The organism is Roseobacter sp. MED193, assembly GCF_000152965.1.
Classification (GTDB): Bacteria; Pseudomonadota; Alphaproteobacteria; order Rhodobacterales; family Rhodobacteraceae; genus Pseudophaeobacter.
The window spans coordinates 1,324,087-1,346,433 of sequence record NZ_CH902583.1 but is presented as its reverse complement, the minus strand read 5'-3'; the positions used below and the strand labels follow the sequence as shown (position 1 = coordinate 1,346,433).

23 protein-coding genes are annotated in these 22,347 nt (G+C 59.7%); 20 read left to right on the top strand and 3 right to left on the bottom strand.

The annotated features are described in order from the left end of the window. Nucleotides 1–359: 359 nt before the first annotated feature. Complete coding sequence (gene fsa, locus MED193_RS08900; RefSeq protein WP_009809368.1) at nucleotides 360–1,013, bottom strand: fructose-6-phosphate aldolase; 654 nt, start codon at nucleotides 1,011–1,013, stop codon at nucleotides 360–362. A 97-nt stretch (nucleotides 1,014–1,110) separates the two neighbouring features. Between fsa and MED193_RS08895 the strand changes: the two genes are divergently transcribed. After that, on the top strand, nucleotides 1,111–3,306 hold the full coding sequence (locus tag MED193_RS08895) for a primosomal protein N' (protein ID WP_039966064.1): 2,196 nt from the start codon (nucleotides 1,111–1,113) through the stop codon (nucleotides 3,304–3,306). A 128-nt stretch (nucleotides 3,307–3,434) separates the two neighbouring features. On the opposite strand, the gene MED193_RS08890 is transcribed toward MED193_RS08895, so the two are convergent. Further along, the gene (locus MED193_RS08890; RefSeq protein ID WP_009809366.1) at nucleotides 3,435–4,508 is read right to left on the bottom strand and encodes a YeeE/YedE family protein; all 1,074 of its coding nucleotides are present in this window, start codon (nucleotides 4,506–4,508) and stop codon (nucleotides 3,435–3,437) included. A gap of 218 nt (nucleotides 4,509–4,726) precedes the next feature. Here MED193_RS08890 and MED193_RS08885 point away from each other — a divergent pair, with 218 nt between their 5' ends. The 4 genes from MED193_RS08885 (at nucleotide 4,727) to MED193_RS08870 (ending at nucleotide 8,028) form a co-directional block, all read left to right on the top strand. After that, nucleotides 4,727–5,263 carry a hypothetical protein gene (locus MED193_RS08885; protein ID WP_009809365.1) on the top strand — a complete coding sequence of 179 codons (537 nt, stop codon included), beginning with the start codon at nucleotides 4,727–4,729 and terminating at the stop codon, nucleotides 5,261–5,263. Nucleotides 5,264–5,364: 101 nt separating this feature from the next. Further along, complete coding sequence (locus tag MED193_RS08880) at nucleotides 5,365–6,600, top strand: MFS transporter (RefSeq protein ID WP_009809364.1); 1,236 nt, start codon at nucleotides 5,365–5,367, stop codon at nucleotides 6,598–6,600. A gap of 106 nt (nucleotides 6,601–6,706) precedes the next feature. Then, nucleotides 6,707–7,579: a 50S ribosomal protein L11 methyltransferase gene (locus MED193_RS08875; RefSeq protein ID WP_009809363.1), complete on the top strand. Its 873-nt coding sequence runs from the start codon at nucleotides 6,707–6,709 to the stop codon at nucleotides 7,577–7,579. 104 nt (nucleotides 7,580–7,683) lie between these two features. Then, on the top strand, nucleotides 7,684–8,028 hold the full coding sequence (locus MED193_RS08870) for a hypothetical protein (protein WP_009809362.1): 345 nt from the start codon (nucleotides 7,684–7,686) through the stop codon (nucleotides 8,026–8,028). A 296-nt stretch (nucleotides 8,029–8,324) separates the two neighbouring features. Here MED193_RS08870 and MED193_RS08865 read toward each other — a convergent pair whose 3' ends face one another. Next, nucleotides 8,325–8,543 carry a DUF1127 domain-containing protein gene (locus MED193_RS08865; RefSeq protein WP_039966061.1) on the bottom strand — a complete coding sequence of 73 codons (219 nt, stop codon included), beginning with the start codon at nucleotides 8,541–8,543 and terminating at the stop codon, nucleotides 8,325–8,327. A 369-nt stretch (nucleotides 8,544–8,912) separates the two neighbouring features. Here MED193_RS08865 and ruvC point away from each other — a divergent pair, with 369 nt between their 5' ends. The 15 genes from ruvC (at nucleotide 8,913) to ftsH (ending at nucleotide 22,248) form a co-directional block, all read left to right on the top strand. Then, complete coding sequence (gene ruvC, locus MED193_RS08860) at nucleotides 8,913–9,410, top strand: crossover junction endodeoxyribonuclease RuvC (protein ID WP_009809358.1); 498 nt, start codon at nucleotides 8,913–8,915, stop codon at nucleotides 9,408–9,410. Then, nucleotides 9,407–10,096 (top strand): Holliday junction branch migration protein RuvA, encoded by a 690-nt coding sequence (gene ruvA / locus MED193_RS08855; RefSeq protein WP_009809357.1) that lies wholly within the window; start codon nucleotides 9,407–9,409, stop codon nucleotides 10,094–10,096. Before ruvC ends, ruvA begins: the two co-directional genes overlap by 4 nt. A gap of 112 nt (nucleotides 10,097–10,208) precedes the next feature. Continuing rightward, a complete protein-coding gene (ruvB, locus tag MED193_RS08850) occupies nucleotides 10,209–11,240 on the top strand; it encodes a Holliday junction branch migration DNA helicase RuvB (protein WP_009809355.1) in 1,032 nt (343 codons plus the stop codon). A 42-nt stretch (nucleotides 11,241–11,282) separates the two neighbouring features. Beyond that, nucleotides 11,283–11,597 carry a hypothetical protein gene (locus MED193_RS08845; protein WP_009809354.1) on the top strand — a complete coding sequence of 105 codons (315 nt, stop codon included), beginning with the start codon at nucleotides 11,283–11,285 and terminating at the stop codon, nucleotides 11,595–11,597. Nucleotides 11,598–11,837: 240 nt separating this feature from the next. Beyond that, nucleotides 11,838–12,485, top strand: coding sequence for a hypothetical protein (locus MED193_RS08840; protein WP_009809353.1), 648 nt, complete (start codon nucleotides 11,838–11,840; stop codon nucleotides 12,483–12,485). Between the two features lie 3 nt (nucleotides 12,486–12,488). Then, nucleotides 12,489–13,043, top strand: coding sequence for an RNA 2',3'-cyclic phosphodiesterase (gene thpR / locus MED193_RS08835; protein WP_009809352.1), 555 nt, complete (start codon nucleotides 12,489–12,491; stop codon nucleotides 13,041–13,043). Nucleotides 13,044–13,137: 94 nt separating this feature from the next. Next, nucleotides 13,138–13,524: a tol-pal system-associated acyl-CoA thioesterase gene (gene ybgC / locus MED193_RS08830; RefSeq protein ID WP_009809351.1), complete on the top strand. Its 387-nt coding sequence runs from the start codon at nucleotides 13,138–13,140 to the stop codon at nucleotides 13,522–13,524. A 186-nt stretch (nucleotides 13,525–13,710) separates the two neighbouring features. Continuing rightward, entirely contained in the window at nucleotides 13,711–14,406 is a 696-nt protein-coding gene (tolQ, locus tag MED193_RS08825; RefSeq protein WP_009809350.1) for a protein TolQ, read from the top strand. 3 nt (nucleotides 14,407–14,409) lie between these two features. Further along, complete coding sequence (gene tolR, locus MED193_RS08820) at nucleotides 14,410–14,898, top strand: protein TolR (RefSeq protein ID WP_039966058.1); 489 nt, start codon at nucleotides 14,410–14,412, stop codon at nucleotides 14,896–14,898. A gap of 27 nt (nucleotides 14,899–14,925) precedes the next feature. Beyond that, nucleotides 14,926–16,047, top strand: coding sequence for a hypothetical protein (locus MED193_RS08815; protein ID WP_039966781.1), 1,122 nt, complete (start codon nucleotides 14,926–14,928; stop codon nucleotides 16,045–16,047). 142 nt (nucleotides 16,048–16,189) lie between these two features. Continuing rightward, nucleotides 16,190–17,518 (top strand): Tol-Pal system beta propeller repeat protein TolB, encoded by a 1,329-nt coding sequence (tolB, locus tag MED193_RS08810; RefSeq protein WP_198133884.1) that lies wholly within the window; start codon nucleotides 16,190–16,192, stop codon nucleotides 17,516–17,518. Nucleotides 17,519–17,631: 113 nt separating this feature from the next. After that, nucleotides 17,632–18,132, top strand: coding sequence for a peptidoglycan-associated lipoprotein Pal (pal, locus tag MED193_RS08805; RefSeq protein ID WP_009809346.1), 501 nt, complete (start codon nucleotides 17,632–17,634; stop codon nucleotides 18,130–18,132). 4 nt (nucleotides 18,133–18,136) lie between these two features. Further along, complete coding sequence (gene ybgF, locus MED193_RS08800; RefSeq protein WP_009809345.1) at nucleotides 18,137–18,979, top strand: tol-pal system protein YbgF; 843 nt, start codon at nucleotides 18,137–18,139, stop codon at nucleotides 18,977–18,979. Continuing rightward, on the top strand, nucleotides 18,970–20,250 hold the full coding sequence (gene tilS / locus MED193_RS08795; protein WP_083790472.1) for a tRNA lysidine(34) synthetase TilS: 1,281 nt from the start codon (nucleotides 18,970–18,972) through the stop codon (nucleotides 20,248–20,250). The genes ybgF and tilS overlap by 10 nt, the downstream gene beginning before the upstream one ends. 75 nt (nucleotides 20,251–20,325) lie before the next feature. Further along, complete coding sequence (ftsH, locus tag MED193_RS08790) at nucleotides 20,326–22,248, top strand: ATP-dependent zinc metalloprotease FtsH (protein ID WP_009809343.1); 1,923 nt, start codon at nucleotides 20,326–20,328, stop codon at nucleotides 22,246–22,248. The last annotated feature ends 99 nt before the right edge of the window (nucleotides 22,249–22,347 follow it).

Sequence of the window (22,347 nt, the reverse complement as noted above, 5' to 3'; positions counted from 1 at the left end):
GCAAAGTGGGGGCTCCCGCCCGGGGCCGCAGGATCAAAGATCCCTTGCCCCCGTTGGGCCCAGCGCCGGGCTGGCGCCCGGCGCTGTAGAAAAAAGGCGGCTGAGATGCGGCTTAAGGGCAGGTTTGCCCTCAAACGCACGGCAACTAGTCTGAAGTGGGGGGGGCAGCCTCAAGGGCAAGCCGCGCCTGTGGCGCGGGCGCAGATCTGCGCCCCTTGACCCGGCAAAACCCCGACACGAAGGCGACTGGGTTATCGGCCTGTTCGGGCATGGAATTCAGCAGTAAAAAAGGACGCCCCAATGGGCGCCCCTCTTCCTGTTTTGTGCGCAACTTCGCCCATAGCCTGTAGGGTATTGCCTTACAGGATTTTGATGTCTGCGGCTTTGATGTCGTCAAGGAAGGTCGCCAGGCCCTTGTCGGTCAGTGGGTGATTGGCCAGTGATTTGATCACAGCTGGGGGGGCGGTGATCACATCGGCACCGATACGGGCGCTGTCGAGCACGTGGTTCACGGTGCGGATCGACGCGGCCAGGATCTCGGTGTTGAAACCATAGTTGTCGTAGATGGTGCGGATATCCTCGATCAGCTCCATACCGTCGAGATTGATATCATCCAGGCGGCCAATGAAGGGCGAGATAAAGGTGGCACCGGCTTTGGCGGCGATCAGCGCCTGATTGGCGGAGAAGCAGAGCGTGACATTGACCATGTGGCCGTCATCCGACAGGGTTTTGCAGGCTTTAAGGCCATCCCAGGTCAGCGGCACTTTGACGGCGATGTTTTCGGCGATCTCGACCAGCTTGCGGCCCTCAGCGATCATGGTTTCGGCATCTGTCGCAGTGACCTCGGCAGAGACCGGGCCGCTCACCATGGCGCAAATCTCTTTGGTGACCTCAATAATGTCGCGGCCAGATTTCTTGATCAGCGAGGGGTTGGTTGTCACACCATCCACCATGCCAAGGTCGTTCAGTTCGGCAATGGCGTCGATTTCGGCGGTATCTACAAAGAATTTCATCGGCGGGGATCCTTTTGGGAAAGTTTGGCCTTGATTGCGCTAGCCTTTAGCGCATGGCGCGGGCATTAAAAAGCCCCGAGGTTTGGAGGCGGCACAGGTGAGCGGGCAGGATTTTTTCCATCAAGGCGACAGGGTCGCGGTTTTGACCGCGCAACCTCTTGATCGGCTTTTGGATTATCGTGCGCCTGAGGGCGGGTGTTTTCGTGGTGCCTATGTCGAGGTGCCACTGGGGCCACGCAAAGTTCTGGGGGTGATCTGGGGCGCGGGGAGCGGTAATTTTGATTCGGCCAAGCTGCGCAGTGTCATCCGGGTACTGGATGTGGCGCCCATGCGCGATGAGATGCGCCAGTTCCTGAGCAAGGCTGGGGATTACACCCTCACGCCGATGTCACTGATGCTGCGCCTTGCGACACGGGCGCCGGGCCTGTCGGATCCGCCCTCGATGCGCAAAGTGCTGCGGCTGGGGGAGCGGGAGCCGGACCGGATGACCCCGGCGCGCAGCAAGGTGCTGGCGGTGATGGACGAATTCAGCTCCATGGCCTTCACCCCCAAGGAACTGGCCGATATGGCCGGGGTGACGCCTTCGGTGATCAAGGGGTTGGTGGGTCAGGGGGCGCTGCGCGAAGAGGAGACCCCACGGGATCAACCCTATCCGGTGCTCGATCCGCTGCGGCCGGGCAAGACCTTAACTGCGGACCAAGCCACAGCGGCGGCGGCTTTGGCAGCGGGGGTGGAAAGTGGCAGCTACGGCACGACGCTGCTAAAGGGCGTCACAGGCTCCGGCAAGACCGAGGTCTATTTGGAAGCGGTTGCATCCTGTCTGCGCAAGGGGCGACAGGCCCTGGTGTTGTTGCCGGAAATCGCCCTGACGGCGGAATTCCTGAAACGGGTTGAGCAGCGCTTTGGCGCGACCCCGGCGGAGTGGCATTCTGGCGCCACCATGACCGAGCGGCGTCGGGTCTGGCGGATGCTTGGGCAGGGCAATGCGCAGCTGGTGATTGGCGCGCGCTCGGCGCTGTTTTTGCCGTTTCGCGATCTTGGACTTATCATCGTCGATGAAGAACATGACTCCGCCTATAAGCAGGAAGAGGGCGTGCTGTATAATGCCCGCGATATGGCGGTTCTGCGCGCGGCCATGTGTTCAGCCCAGGTGGTTCTGGCCTCAGCGACGCCCAGTTTAGAGACCTGGAGCAATGCCGAGGCAGGCAAATACAAACGCGTCAACCTGACAGCGCGCTTTGGCACGGCGGTGCTGCCGGTCATGAAGGCGGTGGATATGCGGGGCGAGGATTTGGCACCTGCAACCTGGATCTCTCCGACCTTGAAACAGGCCATGGCCCTGCGGATGGAACGCGGTGAGCAGTCGCTTCTGTTTCTCAATCGGCGCGGCTTTGCGCCGGTGACGATCTGCCGGGCCTGCGGCGCCCAGGTGGCCTGCGACAATTGCGATGCCCGCATGGTGGAGCATCGGTTTATGAAACGGCTGATGTGCCATCAGTGCGGCGAGACCAAGCCGGTGCCTGAGGTCTGCCCCTCCTGTCAGGTGGAGGGCAAGATGGCGCCGGTGGGGCCGGGCATCGAACGGCTGGGAGAAGAGGCCGCGGCGCTGTTTCCTGAGGCCCGTATTGCGGTGCTGAGCTCCGATCTGTTTGGCTCTGCCCGGGCGTTGAAGGCGCGGATCGAGGAGATCGCCGCGGGCGAGGCCGATATCATTTTGGGCACCCAGCTGGTGGCCAAGGGGCACAACTTTCCGCTGCTGACCTTGGTGGGGGTGATTGATGCGGATCTGGGCCTGCAGGGATCGGACCTGCGTGCCGGGGAGAGGACATTCCAGTTGATGCGTCAGGTGGCGGGGCGGGCGGGGCGTGCAGAGCGCCCCGGTGAGGCCCTGTTGCAGACGTTCCAGCCGGAGCATCCGGTCATTCGCGCCATTTTGACCGGCGATGAAGAGGAATTCTGGCGCGCGGAGGCGGCGCAGCGCCGAGAGGCCGGGGTGCCGCCCTTTGGCCGTATGGCAGGGATCATCCTGTCTGGATCTGACCTGGCGCAGGTTTTTGATCTGGGCAATGCCTTGGCGCGCAACGATGGCCCGTTGCGCCAGGTCGGCGCGCAGCTCTTTGGCCCCGCCCCAGCGCCGATTGCCCGGGTGCGTGGCCGTCACCGGGTTCGGTTACTGGTCAAGGCGGCCAAAGGGGTGGCGCTGCAGGATGCTTTGAGCCGCTGGGTTCAGCCTTTTCGCATGAAAGGCGATCTGCGGCTCAGCATTGACATTGATCCGCAGAATTTCTTTTGAGCGGGGAACCGGTCAAGAGAGGCCCGTGATAGGGCAAGAGCGCAGGCCGGGTGGCGGGGCAGGCGGTGTGCAATTGAATATTTATGGAAAGATGATGTCCAAAGGGGGCATCCAGCCCGCCGCCGGGATCATGCGGCGGCGGTGCGTGATTTTTGATCCACCAGCATGTCTGTCGCCATGGCGCCGACCCACATGAAGAACAGCGCCAGCCAGGCGGTGCCGGTAAAGATGGAGCCGCCCGTGACGCCCGCGCCAATGGCGCAGCCCCCTGCAAGCATTCCGCCAAATCCCATCAGGACGGCGCCGATCATGGCTTTGCGCATGGTTGCGGCATCGTCAAAGGCCTGTAGCTTCATCTCGCCTGCGGACCAAGCGGCCAGCATGGCACCGATAAAGACGCCAGGCACCAATCCGATATCGAACTCCAGAATGGCATTGCGATCGAGGAAGAACATCAAGGTATGGGCCGAGGGGCCAGTGAAGGTGGCGCTTTCGATCTGCACCGGGTCAAAAGCCACCTGTGACAGCCCGTAGGTCAGCACCCAGCCCAGAGCCACGGCAAAGCCAACGCCGGAGGCAAAGACCAGCCGGGACGCGCTGATCTGGCTGCGGCGCGCCAACACCAGCGCCACGATGGCAATCGCCAGCCCGAGTGCCAGCCCGCCCCAGCTTGGCAGACCGGCCTCTACCAGGAGATCCATATTGCGCCCGCCTGAGGTGATCCACAGTGCAGCGATTTTGTCGCGTAGCGGTGAGAGCATCCCAGAAAGGCTCATCTGCGCCACGACGGCAAAGATCAGGCCAGAAACCACCGAGCGCAGGTTGCCGGTTGCGGCCAGGACCAGCAAGCGGCCAGAACAGCCGCGCGCCAGCACCATGCCTGCCCCAAAGATCAAGCCGCCGATAATGGCGCCAGACCAGCTGCCAGGCACCGCCATCATCCGCGCATCGGCGCTGCGCATGAGCCCCAGAAGTTCGGCGCCCTGGACCCAGACTACGGCAGTGGAGAAAGTGAGCAACCAGACCGCCATCCGGTCGCCCAGACCGCCGCGAGCGAATTCCACTGTGGCAGCGCGCAGACAAAATCGAGAGCGTTGTGCTGCGATGCCGAAGGTGACCCCAGTCAACAGGCCAAAGAGTGCCGCCAGAGGCGCCTCTCCCAAGCGTTCGGCTAGGGTTTCGATGAGAGTGAGTAGATCCATTGCCCCTAGCCTCCGCGAGATACTATTATCGGTGATAATATACACACATTCGTATTTTTGATTTGATCTATGTCATCGGGCTGGCCCGTAGACATAGGCTCTTCAAAGCAGCGCCAAGCGGCGGGGATGCAGGGTTGAGATTTGGCGCTTTGACAAGTTGTCAAACTTCAACCAGAAGTACTGTCTTGTATACTTAATCCCGAATAGGTGGAATTTTAATGGCAAGATTTTTGTTGAAACCAGCGATTGTGATTGCTGCTGGGCTTTTGGTTGGTTGTGTTGCTCCGGTGCCGGAACGCGGAGAGCAGGTCTCCCTGCGGGTCATGCTGGCAGAAAATCGGGATAAGCCCTTTGCCTGCAATATCTATAAGTCAGATACGGATAGTTGCGGAGGCCTGAGCCAGTATCACCTGAGGGGGAGTAAGGGGATCGAAACAGGACGGCTCGCTTTGAGAGGGATGTCTGAATCCTATGTCGAGGCGATCATACCGTTTGAAGAACGGGCTGAAGGTATCTGTACGGATGGGGCCAAGGCGCGGTTCTCGATTAAGGGTAGCGCGCCTTCCAGCGCACAATGGGGGCTGAAGATCGTGCGTGACGCTCTGCGCAAACAGGGGGTTCTTTGTAACACCTACTACCGGGCGGTGGGTGGAGGCTATATTGTCGTAACCAAGAACAGCCAAGGCAAAATCCCATATGGTGGGGAGGTCCACCTGAGGTTCTTTAGCGCTCCTAAGGCGCTGCGGCCGTTGTAAAGCGAATACGTCAGGCCCGTTTCTGTGCAAAGATGCGGGCCTGTATGTGCGAGAGAGGCTTTGGCCTCGCGCCAGAGCAAAAAGAGGCGTAGAGGAGGGACATGTTTAAACCTCTCCCCCTGGATGCGGCCCGTGATCTGCCGCTGTGGCGCCGACCGACAGCATTGCTGTTTGTGATGGCGCTTTGCATGCCTATTGCCTTTAATGCCTGGTTTGCACTGCTCAATAACTTTGTCATCGAAGTGGCGCAGTTTGATGGGGCCGACATTGGCCTGTTGCATACGGTGCGCGAAATACCGGGCTTTTTGGCGGTGGGGGTTATTGCCATCATCCTGTTTGTGCGAGAACAGGTATTGGGGCTGATCTCTTTGGTGATGCTAGGTGTGGCCACCATGCTGACCGCCTGGTTTCCCTCACTCGGCGGGATCTTGATGATCACATTGCTGAGTTCAATCGGGTTTCACTATTATGAGACGGTCAACCAGTCGCTGCAGCTGCAATGGCTTCCCAAGGACCGGGCGCCGCAGATGCTGGGCTGGCTGATTGCGACAGGATCGGCGGCAACGCTGGTGGTCTATGGTCTGATCGTCCTGCTGTGGGAAAATTTCGACCTAACCTATAATACGGTCTTTATGACGGCTGGCGGGGTGACCACGCTGATCGCGCTGGGGTGCTTGCTGGTCTATCCGCAGTTTGACTCGCCAACGCCGCAGAACAAGAAGTTGATCCTGCGCCGCCGCTATTGGCTCTATTACCTTTTGCAATTCATGGCAGGTGCGCGGCGGCAGATCTTTGTGGTCTTTGCTGGCTTTATGATGGTGGAGCGCTTTGGCTTTGACGTGCATGAGGTGACAGGCCTGTTCCTGATCAACCTGGTGATCAATATTCTGGTGGCGCCCTTGCTGGGTCGGTTTGTGGCCTATTTCGGCGAGCGCCGGACGCTGATCATCGAATATGCCGGTCTGGCGCTGGTCTTTGCGCTTTACGGCGGTATTTACTGGTTTGGCTGGGGCGTGTTGCTGGCCTCTGTCCTTTATGTGGTGGACCATGTGCTTTTTGCCCTGGCTCTGGCGCTGAAGACCTACTTCCAAAAGATCGCAGACCCGGCGGATATTGCGCCGACGGCGGCGGTAGCCTTCACCATCAACCATATTGCAGCCGTTTTCCTGCCTGTGTTGCTGGGGTTGCTATGGGTCGTTTCCCCGTCAATGGTCTTTGCCCTGGCTGCCACCATGGCGCTGGTTTCTCTGGGGCTGTCCTGTCTGATCCCGCGCCATCCGGAACCTGGGAATGAAACTATCTTTGCCAAGTATCGTAGCCGCGCGGCTGCCGAATAGGGGCGGAACCTAGGAAAACAGGGGGGAGAGCGGCCAAAATCTGCTCTCCCCTTGACCTCTGGGCCCCTTGGGCCTAGGCGCTGGGCACCGCAGCTGGAGATCTGATATGCCCACCTTTACCGCCCTGACCACCCTGCCTGGCAAACCTCAAGCCGAAGCCCTGGGCGAGGCGATGGAGACACTGATGCCCGAACCCACCGGGGTGGGCGTTTTTGAGGTGGAAGATGGCTCGGGGCTGTGGGAAGTGGGCGGTTATTTCACCGAAGCACCGGACCAGGCTGGGCTGGCACTGCTGGCGACGCTGCATGGAGCCAAGGAATTCGCTGTCTCGGAACTGCCGGAAACCGATTGGGTGGCCCATGTGCGCCGCGAACTGGCACCGGTAGAGGCGGGTCGGTTCTATGTCTACGGCAGCCATGACGCCGAAACCGTTCCCGCGGGGCGGATCCCACTGCTGATCGAGGCGGCAATGGCTTTTGGTACCGGGCATCATGGAACAACGCTGGGCTGCCTAAAGGCGCTGGATCATCTCATTTCAGATGGGTTTGTCGGTGCCAAAGTGGCGGATATCGGTTGTGGTACCGCTGTGCTGGCCATGGCGGCTGCACGGGTCTGGGAGGGCGATTTTGTCGCCAGCGATATCGATGAGGTTGCCGTAGAGGTGGCGGAGGCCAATCTTAAGGCCAACGACATGGCCGGCGCTGTGACCTGCCTGGAGGCCGCTGGTTTTGATCATCCTGGCCTGAAAGAGCGCGCTCCCTATGATCTGATCTTTGCCAATATCCTCAAAGGCCCTCTGGTGGCGCTTTCTCCGGATCTTTGCGCGAATCTGCGCCCTGGTGGCTATGCGATTTTGTCCGGTATCCTGAACGAGCAGGCTGATAGTGTGATTTCCGTTTATGCTGAAAATGGAACCAATCTCGTGCAGCGCTCTGTTATTGGTGAATGGACCACGCTTCTTTTGCAGCGAGATTCCTGATTTTACGCAGGTTTAAGTCTAATTTAATGTAAGCGCCTTGGAATCGTTGAAGTAGGAATCTATAAAATTTTATCCGCTGGTGGGGGCCAGTTCGGAGCAATTTTATGAGTGTTCAACATCAAGAGTTTCGCGGCCGTGTGGCTCGTTTGCAGAGTAAGCAAGCTCGCTTTTCGCAAGGCTACACCGCGCGTGTTCAATCGGATGGGCTGATCGTTATCGAGCCCAGCAAGATCCGTTCAAGCATTTCTGGCAAAGTCTTTGTGCTGATTGTTGTGGCGTTTTTGTTGTTCAAGGCCTTTCTGATGGCCGCGCTCGGCTTTGACAGCTACGACGAGCGCGTCGCAAGGCTGGCTGAGGGCAGCGCCATAGAGCAGGTCGGAGCCGTGGTTATGCAGGCGGATCCTGTCTCGATTTGGGCAGCACAACAAGTCGTGCCAATTTTGCGCTAGAGCAACAAATACATATGCGGGCTGGCTTGCCTGGTCCCGGAAATCGCCAGTCTGACAGGGCGGCGCTGATGGCCTGACATAAAATCTGCAAATTCCTGAAAACCGCCGTGGACAATCACGGCGGTTTTGCTGTTCTGCCGCGCCCTTCAGCGCGATGGTGTTCCCTAACCAGGCTTGCGGGCAAAGAGGGCAAGTCTACCGATGCCAACAAAAACGCCGCGGCCAGAGGCACGCGGCGTTCTGTGCGGGGATCCATAGCAGGGAGGACGCAGGATCACCCGAAAGCTGTAGAGGCCCTAAAAAACTGGCTTGCCAGCAGAAATGTCTTCGATATCGCCACGGCTCAGGCCGATGTCCGCCAGTTCCCGATCAGACAGGGCGTTCAGAGTTTTCTTGGACATGCGTGCGTCATTCCAAGATACGAGAGCGCTTGCCGCGGCGTAAAAGGCAATGCCGATACGGCCAAACAGGCCGGTGGAGCCATAGGTGGTGCGGGTAGTGTCAAATGCAGCCATATCCTCATCCTTCATATCTGAGTGAACTGTTTTGCAGCAACGGGATGTTGCTGCGATTTTTCGCATTTAGGGTGGAATTTTTGCCGGAACAAGAGCTGAAAATTGCATGTGTCCTATGCGCATTGCGCATAGCTTTGGCCCTTAAAAATAAGGCGGAATTACATCTATTTAGGTGCTGTCAGGAAATGTCGCGGCCTCCCTGGAAAAGGGTCGGTTTTGGAACAGGTTTTGCTGGTCTGAGCCAAAGCTTGCCAATCAGCCGCGCGAAATGTGGCCAAGATGGGGATGGGAAAGCAATTGGACATGTTCGCCTTTTGTGCTATTTGATTGAAAAATAATACCAACACTCAGGCAGAGGCCGGGCAGAACATGCGCATATTGGGAATTGATCCGGGGCTTCGCAACCTTGGGTGGGGGGTGATCGAATCACAGGGCAGTCGGCTCAGCCATGTGGCCAATGGGGTCTGCACCTCTGATGGCGATGATCTGGGGGAGCGGCTGTTGTCGCTACACAATCAGGTCACCGAGGTGATCGAAGCCTATGCGCCGACCCAGGCCGCCATTGAACAGACCTTTGTGAACAAGGATGGTGTTGCAACCTTGAAACTGGGGCAGGCGCGCGGTGTTGCGCTGCTCACCCTGGCCAAGGCCGGGTTGCCAACCGGGGAATACGCGCCAAACCGGGTGAAAAAGACCGTGGTTGGCGTCGGCCATGCCAGCAAAGAGCAGATTATCCATATGGTGAAGCTGCAATTGCCGGGCTGTGCGCCTAAGGGGGCCGATGCGGCGGATGCGCTGGCGATTGCCATCTGTCACGCCTATTACGGGGGCACGCAGCAAAGACAGCTCAGGGAGGTGCGGGCATGATTGGCAAGCTCACAGGACGTCTGGAGTACCGGACGGCGGATCATGTGCTGATTGATGTGCGCGGCGTTGGCTATCTGGTCTATTGCTCTGAGCGTACCATGATGACCCTGCCGGGGGTGGGCGAGCCGGTGACGCTTTATACCGATATGGTCGTGCGCGAAGATCTGATGCAGCTTTATGGATTTACTTCGCTGGTCGAAAAGGAATGGCACCGGCTGCTGACCTCGGTTCAGGGCGTCGGGGCCAAGGTCTCGCTGGCGATCCTGGGCACCCTGGGGCCGGATGGTGTCAGCCGCGCCATTGCCTTGGGGGATTGGGGCAGTGTCAAGGCGGCCAAGGGCGTCGGCCCGAAGACCGCACAGCGCATTGTGCTGGACCTCAAGGACAAGGCGCCAGGCGTGATGGCGATGGGCGGTAGCCTGCCCGATGCCATCGAGGGTGCCGATCTGGAGGCGGTGGTGGAGCCGGTGGAACCGGCAGCCCCGAAAAAAACCGCCCGAAAAGCAGCATCGAAGCCCAGCGGCGCAGCGGCAGCCTCAGCCGGAGCGCTTTCGGCCCTTGGAAACCTCGGCTACAGCCCCTCGGATGCGGCCTCAGCTGTGGCAGAGGCGGCGGGAGAGAATCCCGATGCTGACGAGTCTGCCTTGATCCGTGCAGCCCTGCGCCTTTTGGCGCCAAAAGGGTGAGCGATATGACTGAGACGAGAGCCAAGGACAGTGCCCAGCCCTGGGCGGAGGGGTTCTGTTCGGCCTTTTCGTTGGAGAGACTGGTTGACCGTGCAGGTAAGGGGGGCTCGAAATGATCGACGCTGACCCAACCCTGCGCCCGGACCCAATTCCCGAAGATGCCTCTGGTGAAGGGGATCGCGCCCTGCGCCCACAAGGGATTTCCGAGTTCATTGGCCAGGCTGAGGCCCGCGCTAACCTGCGCATCTTTATTGAAAGCGCGCGCCGTCGTGGCGAGGCGATGGATCATACCCTGTTTCACGGCCCCCCTGGCCTGGGCAAGACCACCCTGGCGCAGATCGTGGCACGCGAATTGGGGGTGAATTTCCGCATGACCTCGGGCCCTGTCTTGGCCAAGGCAGGTGATCTGGCGGCGATCCTGACCAATCTGGAAGCCCGCGATGTGCTGTTCATTGATGAGATCCACCGGCTGAACCCGGTGGTAGAGGAGATTCTATACCCAGCGCTGGAGGATTTTGAACTGGATCTGGTGATCGGGGAGGGGCCGGCAGCGCGCACCGTGCGTATCGAGTTGCAACCCTTTACTTTGGTGGGGGCAACAACGCGGATGGGGCTGTTGACCACGCCACTGCGTGATCGCTTTGGCATTCCGACACGGTTGCAATTTTATACAGTGGATGAGCTGTTTGAGATCGTCAGTCGCAATGCCCGCAAACTGGGAACGCCTGCGGATGCGGAGGGCGCCCGAGAGATAGCGCGGCGCGCACGCGGCACCCCTAGGATCGCCGGGCGGCTCCTGCGCCGCGTGGTGGACTTTGCGGTTGTGGAGGGCGATGGGCGCATCACGCGGGACCTGGCGGATGGGGCCTTGACGCGGCTGGGGGTTGATCGGCTGGGACTCGATGGGGCTGACAGGCGCTATTTGCGGCTCATTGCCGAAAACTACAGCGGCGGGCCGGTGGGGATTGAGACGCTGTCGGCGGCGCTGAGTGAAAGCCGCGACTCACTGGAAGATGTGATCGAGCCCTACCTGTTGCAACAGGGATTGATCCAACGCACTCCGCGCGGACGGATGCTGGCGCAAAAGGCCTGGACCCATCTGGGGATTGCACCGCCACAGGGGGCGGCGGATCTGTTTGGCTAAAGGTCCAAGGCGGCGTTTTGTACAGATTCGGAGCAGACGGCAATGACACAGGACCCAACGGAGGAGCCGGTTACTCTTGTGCAGCTCAGCGATCTGGTGCGCCGGGTGGCTGACCTCTATGCAGAGCGGTTTCAGATTGATCGAGACCCTGCCTGGTATTTGGGTAAGATGAGCGAAGAGCTGGGGGAGGTTAATGCGGCCTACTTAAAATCCGTGGGTCAGGGACGGGGCGAAGGATCGCGCGGTGATTTGGAGGATGAGGTCGCAAATCTGTTTGGCTTTGTGCTGCTTTTTGCGGACTGGCAGGGGATTGATGTCGCAACAGCCCTGCAGCGTAAATGGGGCTCCTACCTGTAAGGAGTCTGGTTGCGGAGCAGATTCTGCTGAGAAGGCCTTTGAGGGGCAGATCTGCCCCCGCAAAGGGCCCGCTACGATTATGTTCAGGCAGGCGCCTCAAGGACAAGCCGCTGCGCGGGGCCTTGCGGCCTCCTTGACCCGCGGCGGGGGACTGGGCGGATGCTGCCCGGGCTTGCCGTTTTGCGCCCTTGCGGGCATAGAGCGGCAACCCGCCTGTATCAAAGCTGATGGAGTGCCACCATGTCGCTAGACTTGACCCCTGAAGAAATCCAAGCCCTGTTCACCCGCAGCGATGGCTCCTATGGGTTTGCCCGCTGGGGGCGTCCCATCGCGCCTATTGTGTTTGGGGTGCAAGAGGAGACACTGAAGGTGGTCAAGGGGGCGATCGAGGCTGTTGCAACCCTTGCGGGGCAGGCGATGGCGGAAACAGACCCAGAGCTTGGCTCTAATCTGATGTTCTTTTTCTTTCGCGACTGGGCGGAGCTGTTGGAGGTGCCAGACCTAGGCCGCCTGATCCCGGATCTGGCGCCTTTGGTGGTACGCCTGCAAGAGGCCAATGCCAGCCAGTACCGGGCGTTTCGCTTTGATGATGCCGGCGCTATTCAAGCCAGTTTTGTCTTTTTGCGCATGCAGGGGGCCATGGCAGAACTGCCCGCAGAAACGCTGGCCCTGAGCCAGGCTGCGCAGATCATAGTGCTTTGGGGCGATCAGGCCTTTGCCGAGACCTCGCCCTTGGCCATCCTGCCAGAAACCGGCGCGACCATTCTGAGGCCGGAAATTGCGGCGATCATTGCTGCGGGCTATGATCGGATGATGCCGCCCTCTGCCAATGATGCCTCTCATGCGTTGCGGTTGTTCGCACGATTGCAGGCACCAACTGAGGGGTGAGCCATGCGCTGCTTTCTGGGGCTGGCTCTGCCGGATCGGGTTCTGGACTTGCTGGAGCGCCTGCAGGAAGACATCCCGGTAGGGCGACTGGTGCCCTGCGAGAACCTCCATATCACCCTGAGCTTTCTGGATGACCAGCCCGAGGCGCGGCTGGAGGCTCTGCACCAGGAGCTGCTGAGGCTAGAGGCGGCTCCACTGCGGTTGGAACTGCGCGGGCTGGGCGTCATGGGGGGCAAAAGCCCAAGGGTGTTGAGCGCCGAAGTCACCGCAAATGCGGCGCTGACAGCACTGCATCGCCATCTGCGCGCCAAGGCGCAGGCCTGCGGGATTACCTTGCCGCGGGCCCGGTTCCGCCCCCATGTGACACTGGCACGGTTTGGGCAGCGGCTGCAGCCGGGGCAACTGCAGCAGATCCACCAGCTGCTGCAGCATTTTGGTGGCTTTACCACTCCGGTCTTTACGGTACAGCAGATCACGCTCTACCAATCGACCCTGCTGCCGGAGGGGGCGCGCTACGAGGCACTGGCTCAATACCCGCTGAGGGCAGAGACGGCCTGAGAGCGCAACGGAAAGGACCTTAGCCAGGTCACAGGGCTTGTGGCTGATTTCTCGGGGTTTTAGGCTAGCGATCAGAGCACAGGAGCACAGGCCAATGATCCATACCTTTCCGGTCCGCGTCTACTACGAGGACACCGATATGGGCGGCATAGTCTATCACGCCAACTATCTGCGCTTTATTGAGCGGGCCCGCAGTGATTGGGTGCGTGGCCTTGGCAATGATCAAAATGCCATGCGCGATGCTGGCATCATCTGGGTGGTACAGCGGATTGAGGCGGATTACCTGGCCCCTGCAAAATACGACGATGAGCTGCTGATTGAGACCGAGGTGATCAAGCTGTCACCGGCGCGGCTGATCATGGGGCAGCTTGTCAAACGCGGCGAGACAGAGCTGTTTCGTGCCAAGGTCTCGGCTGTTTGTATCGCATCTGACACCGGGCGGCCAACACGGCTGCCGGCAGAGATTCGCGCATTGCTGTAACATTGGCCGCTCTGCGCACTGTTTGATTGGCTTTTCCTAACGAACTCAGCTAGCCTGCAAGGAAATAAGGCCGCGATAGACGGCCAAAATGAGTGATGGCAACAAGCAGAACGCGGCGGGCTCAGGTTTCTGGGCGCGGGGCAAAGACGTAAGACCGGAGCGATCCGGCAGAGATAGAGCAGGCAAATGGAAGCAGAAACTCTGGCGCTGGCGCAGGAGATTGATTTCTCCATGTGGGGTCTTTTCGCGCGGGCCACCTTTACCGTGAAGCTGGTGATGCTGATGCTGACGGCGGCCTCGATCTGGTCTTGGGGCATTATCATCCAGAAACTGATCAACTACCGTCAGGCGCGCCGTCGCGCTGCACAATTTGACCAGGCCTTCTGGTCCGGTGAGCCGTTGGATGGGCTGTTTGATCAATTGGGGCCAGAGCCAACGGGCCATTCAGAACGGATTTTTGCCGCTGGCATGGCGGAATGGCGGCGCAGCCATCGCAGCGATGGCGGATTAATTCCTGGTGCGCAGGCGCGGATTGACCGGTCCATGGATGTGGCTATCGCCAAGGAGACTGAAGATCTGCAACGTGGACTATCGGTGCTGGCAACCGTGGGATCCACGGCGCCTTTTGTGGGGCTGTTTGGCACCGTCTGGGGTATTATGACCGCCTTTATTGAGATCGCCGAACAGCAAAGCACCAATCTGGCTGTTGTCGCTCCCGGCATTGCGGAAGCGCTTTTGGCCACGGGTCTTGGGCTCCTGGCGGCGATCCCGGCGGTGGTCTTTTACAACAAGCTGAGCGCCGACAGCGATCGTATCTTGGGCGGTTACGAAGCCTTTGCCGACGAATTTGCCACCATCCTCAGCCGTCAATTGGATTCCTGAACCATGGGGGCCGCGGTTCAAAACTCTTCCTCCAGTGAACGGCGTCGGGGTCGGCGTCGGGGCCGGGCTCGGCCCATGTCCGAAATCAACGTGACGCCTTTTGTCGATGTTATGCTGGTGTTGCTCATCATCTTTATGGTTGCCGCGCCGCTGACCACGGTCGGCGTGCCGGTGGATCTGCCAAAGACCGAAGCTGGCGCGCTGCCAAGCGAGCAGGAAGAGCCGCTGACCGTCACCATGATTCTGGGCGGCGAGATCCAGATCCAGACCACCCCTGTGGCCCGCGATGAACTGGTGGCAAAGCTGCGCGCCATTGCGGCGGAACGCACCTCGGATCGGGTCTATCTGCGCGCAGATGGCGGGATTTCCTACGCGGAGGTGATGCAGGTGATGGGAGCGCTGAATGCCGGTGGCTTTGCCAATGTCGGTCTGGTGACAGATCTGGCGGCGCCAGAGCCCGACGCGGCCTCCGTTTCTGGCACGGATCAATAAGCGGGGGCTTGGGGCAAGTATATGGGCCTGCAAACCGGAACCAAAATCTCTCTTGCGGCGCACGGCCTGTTGGTGAGTTGGGTTGCCTTCGGCGCCTGGCTGCCCTCGGAGCCTTTGCCGCTGCCGGTTCAGGAGGTCGCGGTGATCTCGGCTGAAGAGTTTGCCCGCTTGAGCCAGCAAATCCAGGCGCCAGAGGTGAGCGAGAGCCCAAGCCCCCTCACAGCGCCTGCGACATCTCCTGAGCCGCCAGAGGTTTCAGTACGCCCGGAAACGCGCCCAGATACATCCACGCCACAATCGACGCCCGCTCCGGTCGAGGAGGCTCCGGTCCCGACACCGCCCGAGCCAGAACCCGAACCTGAGCTGGCCGAAACCTTGCCCGTGCCCGAAGCGCCAACCGAAAGTCCGGCGGTTATCCCGAGCCTGCCAGTCCCAGAGCAGCTGCGCCCAGCGGATCGCGTCGCCCCGGTGCCGGTTGAGGCCCCTGAGGAGGAAGTCGCGATTGATGATCTGGTCCAGCCCGAGGTGAGCCCAGATGAGGGCGCGTTGAGCGAACAAGAGGTGCAGGAGGCCACCGCGCCAGAGGCCGCCAGCGATCGGATTGTGACTGAAGCCAATGAAAACGAAGAGGCGGAGCCGACGCCACCAGTCACCGCACCGGTCACTTCGGTGCGTCCAAAGCCCCGGCCAAGCCGCCCTGCGCCCAGTGCGGTCGCTGAAACCCCACCTTCCACACCCCAGACCGAACAGGCCTCGGCCATTGAGGACGCCCTGGCGGCCGCCATCGGCGGAGGCGGCGAGGTTGCAGCCCCTGAACCCTCTGGTCCGCCGTTGACTGTGGGGGAAAAAGATGCGCTGCGGGTCTCTGTGTCCAAGTGCTGGAACGTTGGTTCGCTCTCCACTGAGGCGTTGAAAACCACTGTCGAAGTTTCGGTTTCTTTGGAAGCGGACGGACGGCCCAAAAACGGCTCTATCCGAATGGTGTCCAGCACCGGAGGCTCTGCGGGAGCTGCAAAACAGGCCTATGAGGCGGCCCGGCGGGCCATCATCCGCTGTGGTGCCAAGGGCTTTTCCCTGCCCAGCGAAAAGTATGATCATTGGCGCGACATCGTCATGACCTTTAACCCTGAAAAGATGCGTATCAAATGACACACCAAAAATTGAAAACGCCGCTCACAGGGGTCGTCTATGACAGGGGGAGGGGGGATTTTCCCCCTGCATTGAAGCCCCAAAGCCCCGATACTGAAATGACATTCACTCCGGAAAGGACGCGACGCTCATGAGGCGCAACCTGACAGCTCTTTTGGCCAGCCTTCTTGTTGCGGCAGCACCCCTGCTGAACGTTGGCAGCGCAGCTCAGGCCCAGAATGGGCCGCTGCGGATCGAAATCACCGACGGTGTGATTGAACCCTTGCCCTACGCGGTGCCGAGTTTTCTGGCTGAAACCCCGGCGGCGGCAGAGCTGGCCAATCAGATCACCCGGGTGATTGCGGCGGATCTCAGTGGCACGGGGCTGTTTCGTGAAATCCCTGCCACCGCACATATCTCTACTGTGAGCGATTTTAACGCGCCGGTGCGTTTTGCGGACTGGAAGGCCGTGAACGCCCAGGCGCTGATCACCGGGTCGGTTTCGGTCAACGGTAAACAGCTGACCGTGCGCTTTCGTGGGTATGACGTCTTTGCCGACAACGAGCTGGGCGCAGGTTTGCAGTTTAGCGGCACCACCGATGGCTGGCGTCGGATGGCCCATAAGGTTGCGGATGCCATCTACAGCCGGATCACCGGTGAAAGCGGCTATTTTGACAGCCGGGTGGTTTTTGTTTCTGAAACCGGCCCCAAGAATGACCGCCGCAAACGCCTGGCGATCATGGACTATGATGGTGCCGGGGTGCAGTACCTGACCAACAGCTCTGCCCTGGTGCTGGCGCCGCGCTTTTCGCCCACCGGCGACCGGGTACTTTATACCAGCTATGAAAGCGGCTTTCCGCAGATCCATGTGCTGGATGTGGGCAAGGTGCAGCGCCGGGTTCTGTCGGCGGACAAGGGCATCATGAGCTTTGCGCCGCGCTTTGCCCCTGATGGCAACACGGTGGTCTATTCCCAGGCCGAAGGCGGCAATACCGACCTCTACACCATGGATATTGCCACGGGGGCGCGCCAGCGTCTGACTCGGGCGCCCTCAATCGAGACGGCACCGTCCTATTCGCCAGATGGCAGCCAGATTGTTTTTGAGAGCGACCGCTCCGGCACGCCGCAGCTTTATGTAATGCCCGCAACCGGGGGAGAAGCGCGCCGGATCAGCTTTGGCAAGGGGCGCTATGGCACCCCGGTCTGGTCGCCACGTGGCGATCTCATCGCCTTTACCAAGCAGAGCAAGGGCCGGTTCCACATTGGCGTCATGCGGCTGGATGGTAGCGAGGAACGTCTGCTAACGGCCTCTTTCCTGGATGAGGGCCCCAGTTGGTCGCCCAATGGTCGGGTGATCATGTTCACCCGTGAAACCCAGGGGGCCAATGGCCGCGCGCTGCTCTATTCGGTGGATATCTTGGGGCGGAACCTCAAACCGGTGCGGACACCAGACGGGGCCTCGGACCCGGCCTGGTCACCGCTGCAAAAATAACGGGCAGTCCCAGGCTGAACTGGCATGAAAACACAAGACTGGAAGACCTGCATAGAATCGGGCCCTGGACTGTGATAGGCTAGGCCCAAGAAACCAAAGGAAAAGACACTGTCATGAGCGGTTTTAAAAAGGCATTTATGCTGGTTGCGACCTTGGGGCTTGCGGCTTGTAGCAACAGCCCCTGGGACGATACTGGCGCAGGCGGGGCCGGTGGTCTTGGCAACATTGGCTCCAACTTGGATCCGGCCAGCCCGGCCTATTTCCAGGAAACCATTGGGGATCGCGTGTTGTTCCTGGTGGATCAGTCCACCCTGAACCCGGCCGCCGAAACCATTTTGCAAGGCCAGGCGCGCTGGCTGACGGCCAATCCGGATTACACTGTGACCATTCAGGGGCATGCCGATGAACAGGGCACACGGATCTACAACCTTGCCTTGGGTGAGCGCCGCGCCAATTCCGCACGGGAGTATTTGATTTCGCAGGGCATTTCCAGCTCACGAATCCAGGTGGTCAGCTACGGTAAAGAGCGTCCGCTGGAGATTTGCTCGGCCGAGAGCTGCTATGCCAAGAACCGCCGAGCGGTGACCGTTTTGGCCGGTGGATTGACGGGGTAAGATCATGCGGTTTCTGCAAGCGGCCTTTTTGACCACGACTCTTTTGGGAACCAGCTGTCTGGTGTCGCCAGCCTTGGCGCAGGATCAACAGACCCTGGCGGATATTCGTCAGGAGCTGACGGTTCTTTATGTGGATATTCAGCGCCTGAAACGGGAGCTGTCGACCACGGGGGGCGTTTCCTCCAGCGCGACTGTTGGCAGTTCGGTGCTGGACCGGGTTGGGGCGATCGAGACCAGTTTGCAGCAACTCACGGCGCAGACGGAACAGTTGGAGTATCGCATCAACCGCATTGTTGCCGATGGCACCAATCGGATCGGTGATCTGGAATTCCGTTTGGTCGAGCTGGAAGGCGGCGATATCGGCGCGCTGGGGGAAACCACTACCCTGGGCGGCGAAGAGGCACTGGCGGCGGGCGGCGCACCTGTAGGAGATCAGGGTGTCAGTCCTGGTGGGGGTGAGCTCGCGGTTGGAGAACAGGCCGACTTTGATACGGCCCAACAGGATCTGGAAGAGGGCGCCTATCAGCTCGCGGCTGAGAAGTTTGCCATTTTCACCCAATCCTATCCAGGCAGTCCGCTGGCTCCCGAGGCGGATTTCAACCGTGGCAAAGCGCTGGATGGGCTTGGCGACACCCGCGAAGCGGCGCGGGCCTATCTGGCTTCCTTTACTGGCGATGCAAATGGCGCGACCGCGCCAAAGGCGCTGTTTGAACTTGGGGCTGCCCTGGGACGTTTGGGGCAGGTCGATCAGGCCTGCATCACACTGTCTGAGGTCGGCGTTCGCTTCCCCGGTGGTGACATGGTTTCCCCTGCCACTGTTGAGATGGCTGCGTTGGGATGTCCTTAATCCATCCTGGCACGGGCGGATCGGGCAGGGAGGATCTCCTCCTGTCTCTGCGCCAGACGTTCTCCGCCCCTTTGCCTGCGCGGATAGGCATTGCTGTTTCTGGCGGGGGTGATTCTGTCGCGCTGATGCATCTGCTCAAGGAATGTTTCTGCGATGATCCGGTTGAGCTGATGGTGGCCACAGTCGACCACGGTTTGCGTGCCGAATCGCGCCAGGAGGCCGAAGACACTGCGCGGATGGCCAGGGAGCTTGGTCTGCGTCACGAAATTCTGACCTGGGAGCAGGGGCCAGAGAAAACCGGCAACCTTCAGGATCAGGCGCGGCGGGCCCGTTATGGGCTGCTGACCGCCTGGGCACGGCAAAATGGCATTCCGGTTCTGGCCCTGGGTCATACAGCGGATGATCAGGCTGAAACGGTGATTATGCGGCTGATGCGGGCTTCAGGCGTAAATGGGTTGGCAGGCATTCCGGTGCGGCGCACCCAGGATGGGGTTTCATTGCTGCGCCCGCTTTTGGGCCTGCGCCGGGTGGAGTTGCGGCAGTATCTGGATGCGGCTGGCCAAAGCTGGATTGAGGACCCGTCAAACGAAGACGAAAGCTATGACCGGATTAAGATCCGCAAGGCGCTGGCTGTTCTGGAAGATCTGGGACTGACTGTGCCTGCCCTTGCGACTGTCGCGCAGAATATGGGCAAAGCGCAAAAGGCTTTGGGCTGGTATGCATTTTTGTCGGCGCGGGATATGGTGCGAATTGAGGCCGGTGCCGTTGTTCTTGAGCTGCGAAAATACCGAACTCTGCCGGATGAAATCTCGCATCGGTTGATGTTGCAGGCGATTTTATGGGTTTCTGGCGGCCAATACGCGCCCAGACGTCAACCAATGATCGAAGCCGTCGCCATTGCGCAACGGGGCGGGTCCGCGACCCTGGCGGGCTGCCGTATCCTGAGCCATCAGGGCAAGATTTGGGTCTGTCGTGAGGCGGCCATGGTTCCACAGGAGGCTTGCGATCCTGGTGATTTATGGGACCAGCGCTGGAGAATTTTCGCTGGAAAGTTAGAGGCTTGCGAGGTTCGGCCACTGGGCTCTGAAGGGCTGAAACTATGCCCTGACTGGCGTGCCCAGGGCTGCCCGGCGCCCATTCTTGAGGTCACCCCGGCGCTGTGGCGGGACGGCAATCTGATGGCAGCACCGCTGGCCGGATTCGCCAATGGATGCAGTGCAGAACCGATAAATAGTGCAGAAGAGTTCTTCGCATCGCTTTTATCGCATTGAACCTGCCTGAATGTTCCTTATTTTATGCGTAACGAGGGCGTCCTGCGAGGAGGCCCGGATATTAGGAGATATTCCTTGGGTAACGCACGTAACATCGCCTTCTGGGTTGTTCTGTTCGTCTTGATCTTGGCGCTGTTCAATCTGTTCAGTGGCTCAGGCGGTACGATGCAGAGCAACGAGCGCGCTTTCTCGGATTTTGTCACTTCGGTTGAAGGTGGACAGGTCAGCACCGTTGTGCTGGACGGGGAGCGGGTAGAATATACCACATCCGATGGCAGCAAATTTGTCACCATCCGGCCATCCGACGCGGAAGTCACCGCGCTGCTGATTGAGAACAATATTCCGGTGCGCGCTGAAAAGCAGCAGCAGTCAACGTTCCAATCCTTCTTGATCACCCTGCTTCCCTTTGTGCTGCTGATTGGTGTCTGGATCTATTTCATGAACCGGATGCAGGGCGGCGGCAAAGGTGGCGCCATGGGCTTTGGCAAATCCAAGGCCAAGATGCTGACCGAGAAACATGGCCGCGTCACCTTTGACGATGTCGCGGGCATTGATGAGGCGAAGGAAGAGCTGGAAGAGATCGTGGAGTTCCTGCGCAACCCGCAGAAATTCTCCCGTCTTGGTGGCAAGATCCCGAAGGGAGCGCTGCTAGTTGGCCCTCCTGGTACTGGTAAAACCCTGCTGGCCCGCGCCATCGCAGGTGAGGCGGGTGTGCCGTTCTTTACCATTTCGGGTTCTGACTTTGTTGAAATGTTCGTTGGGGTGGGTGCTTCGCGTGTCCGCGACATGTTCGAGCAAGCCAAGAAGAACGCGCCCTGTATTGTCTTTATCGATGAGATCGACGCTGTTGGCCGCCACCGTGGTGCCGGTTATGGCGGCGGCAATGATGAGCGCGAACAGACATTGAACCAGCTCTTGGTTGAAATGGACGGTTTTGAAGCCAATGAAGGCGTCATCATCCTGGCTGCGACCAACCGCAAAGACGTGTTGGACCCTGCTCTGCTGCGCCCAGGTCGTTTCGACCGGAACGTGACAGTCGGCAACCCCGACATCAAGGGCCGCGAGAAGATCCTCGGCGTGCATGCCCGCAAGACCCCGCTGGGACCGGATGTGGACCTGCGCATCATCGCCCGTGGGACGCCTGGGTTCTCGGGTGCGGATTTGGCCAATCTGGTCAACGAATCTGCCCTGATGGCTGCACGCGTCGGCCGCCGCTTTGTCACCATGGAGGATTTTGAATCCGCCAAGGATAAGGTGATGATGGGCGCCGAACGTCGCTCAATGGTGCTGACGCAGGACCAGAAAGAAAAAACGGCCTATCACGAGGCAGGTCACGCGGTTGTTGGTCTCAAACTGCCGGAATGTGACCCTGTCTATAAGGCGACGATCATTCCCCGTGGCGGCGCCCTGGGGATGGTTGTGTCCCTACCAGAAATGGATCGCCTTAACTGGCACAAGGATGAGTGTAATCAGAAGCTGGCCATGACCATGGCAGGCAAGGCGGCTGAGATCATCAAATACGGTGAGGATCATGTCTCGAATGGCCCGGCAGGTGATATCCAGCAGGCCAGCCAATTGGCGCGGGCGATGATTATGCGCTGGGGTATGTCCGATAAGATCGGCAACATCGACTATGCTGAGGCCCATGAGGGCTATAGCGGCAACACCACTGGGTTCTCGGTCTCCGCGCATACCAAAGAGCTGATTGAGGAAGAGGTTCGTGTCTTCATCCAGAATGGCTATGATCGCGCTTTTGAAATCCTGACCGAGTACAAGGATGAGTGGGAGCGCCTGGCGCAGGGGCTGCTGGAATATGAGACTCTGACCGGTGATGAGATCAAGCGGGTCATGAAGGGTGAACCACCTCATGAAAAGGGTGATGATTCCGATGAGGATGAGGGCAATGCCTCGGTGACAGCCATTCCCAAGGCAAAGCCGAAGAAACCCGCCACGGATGGAGAGACTGATTCCGGACTGGAACCTGAACCGTCCTCTTAAGCTTTGAGTTCAAAGTGCGAACTCTGGAGCCCCAGGAACCTGTTTTAGGTTGCTGGGGCTTTTCTTTGTTTCCTTGGGGCACTGCAGGTTGTTTGGGGG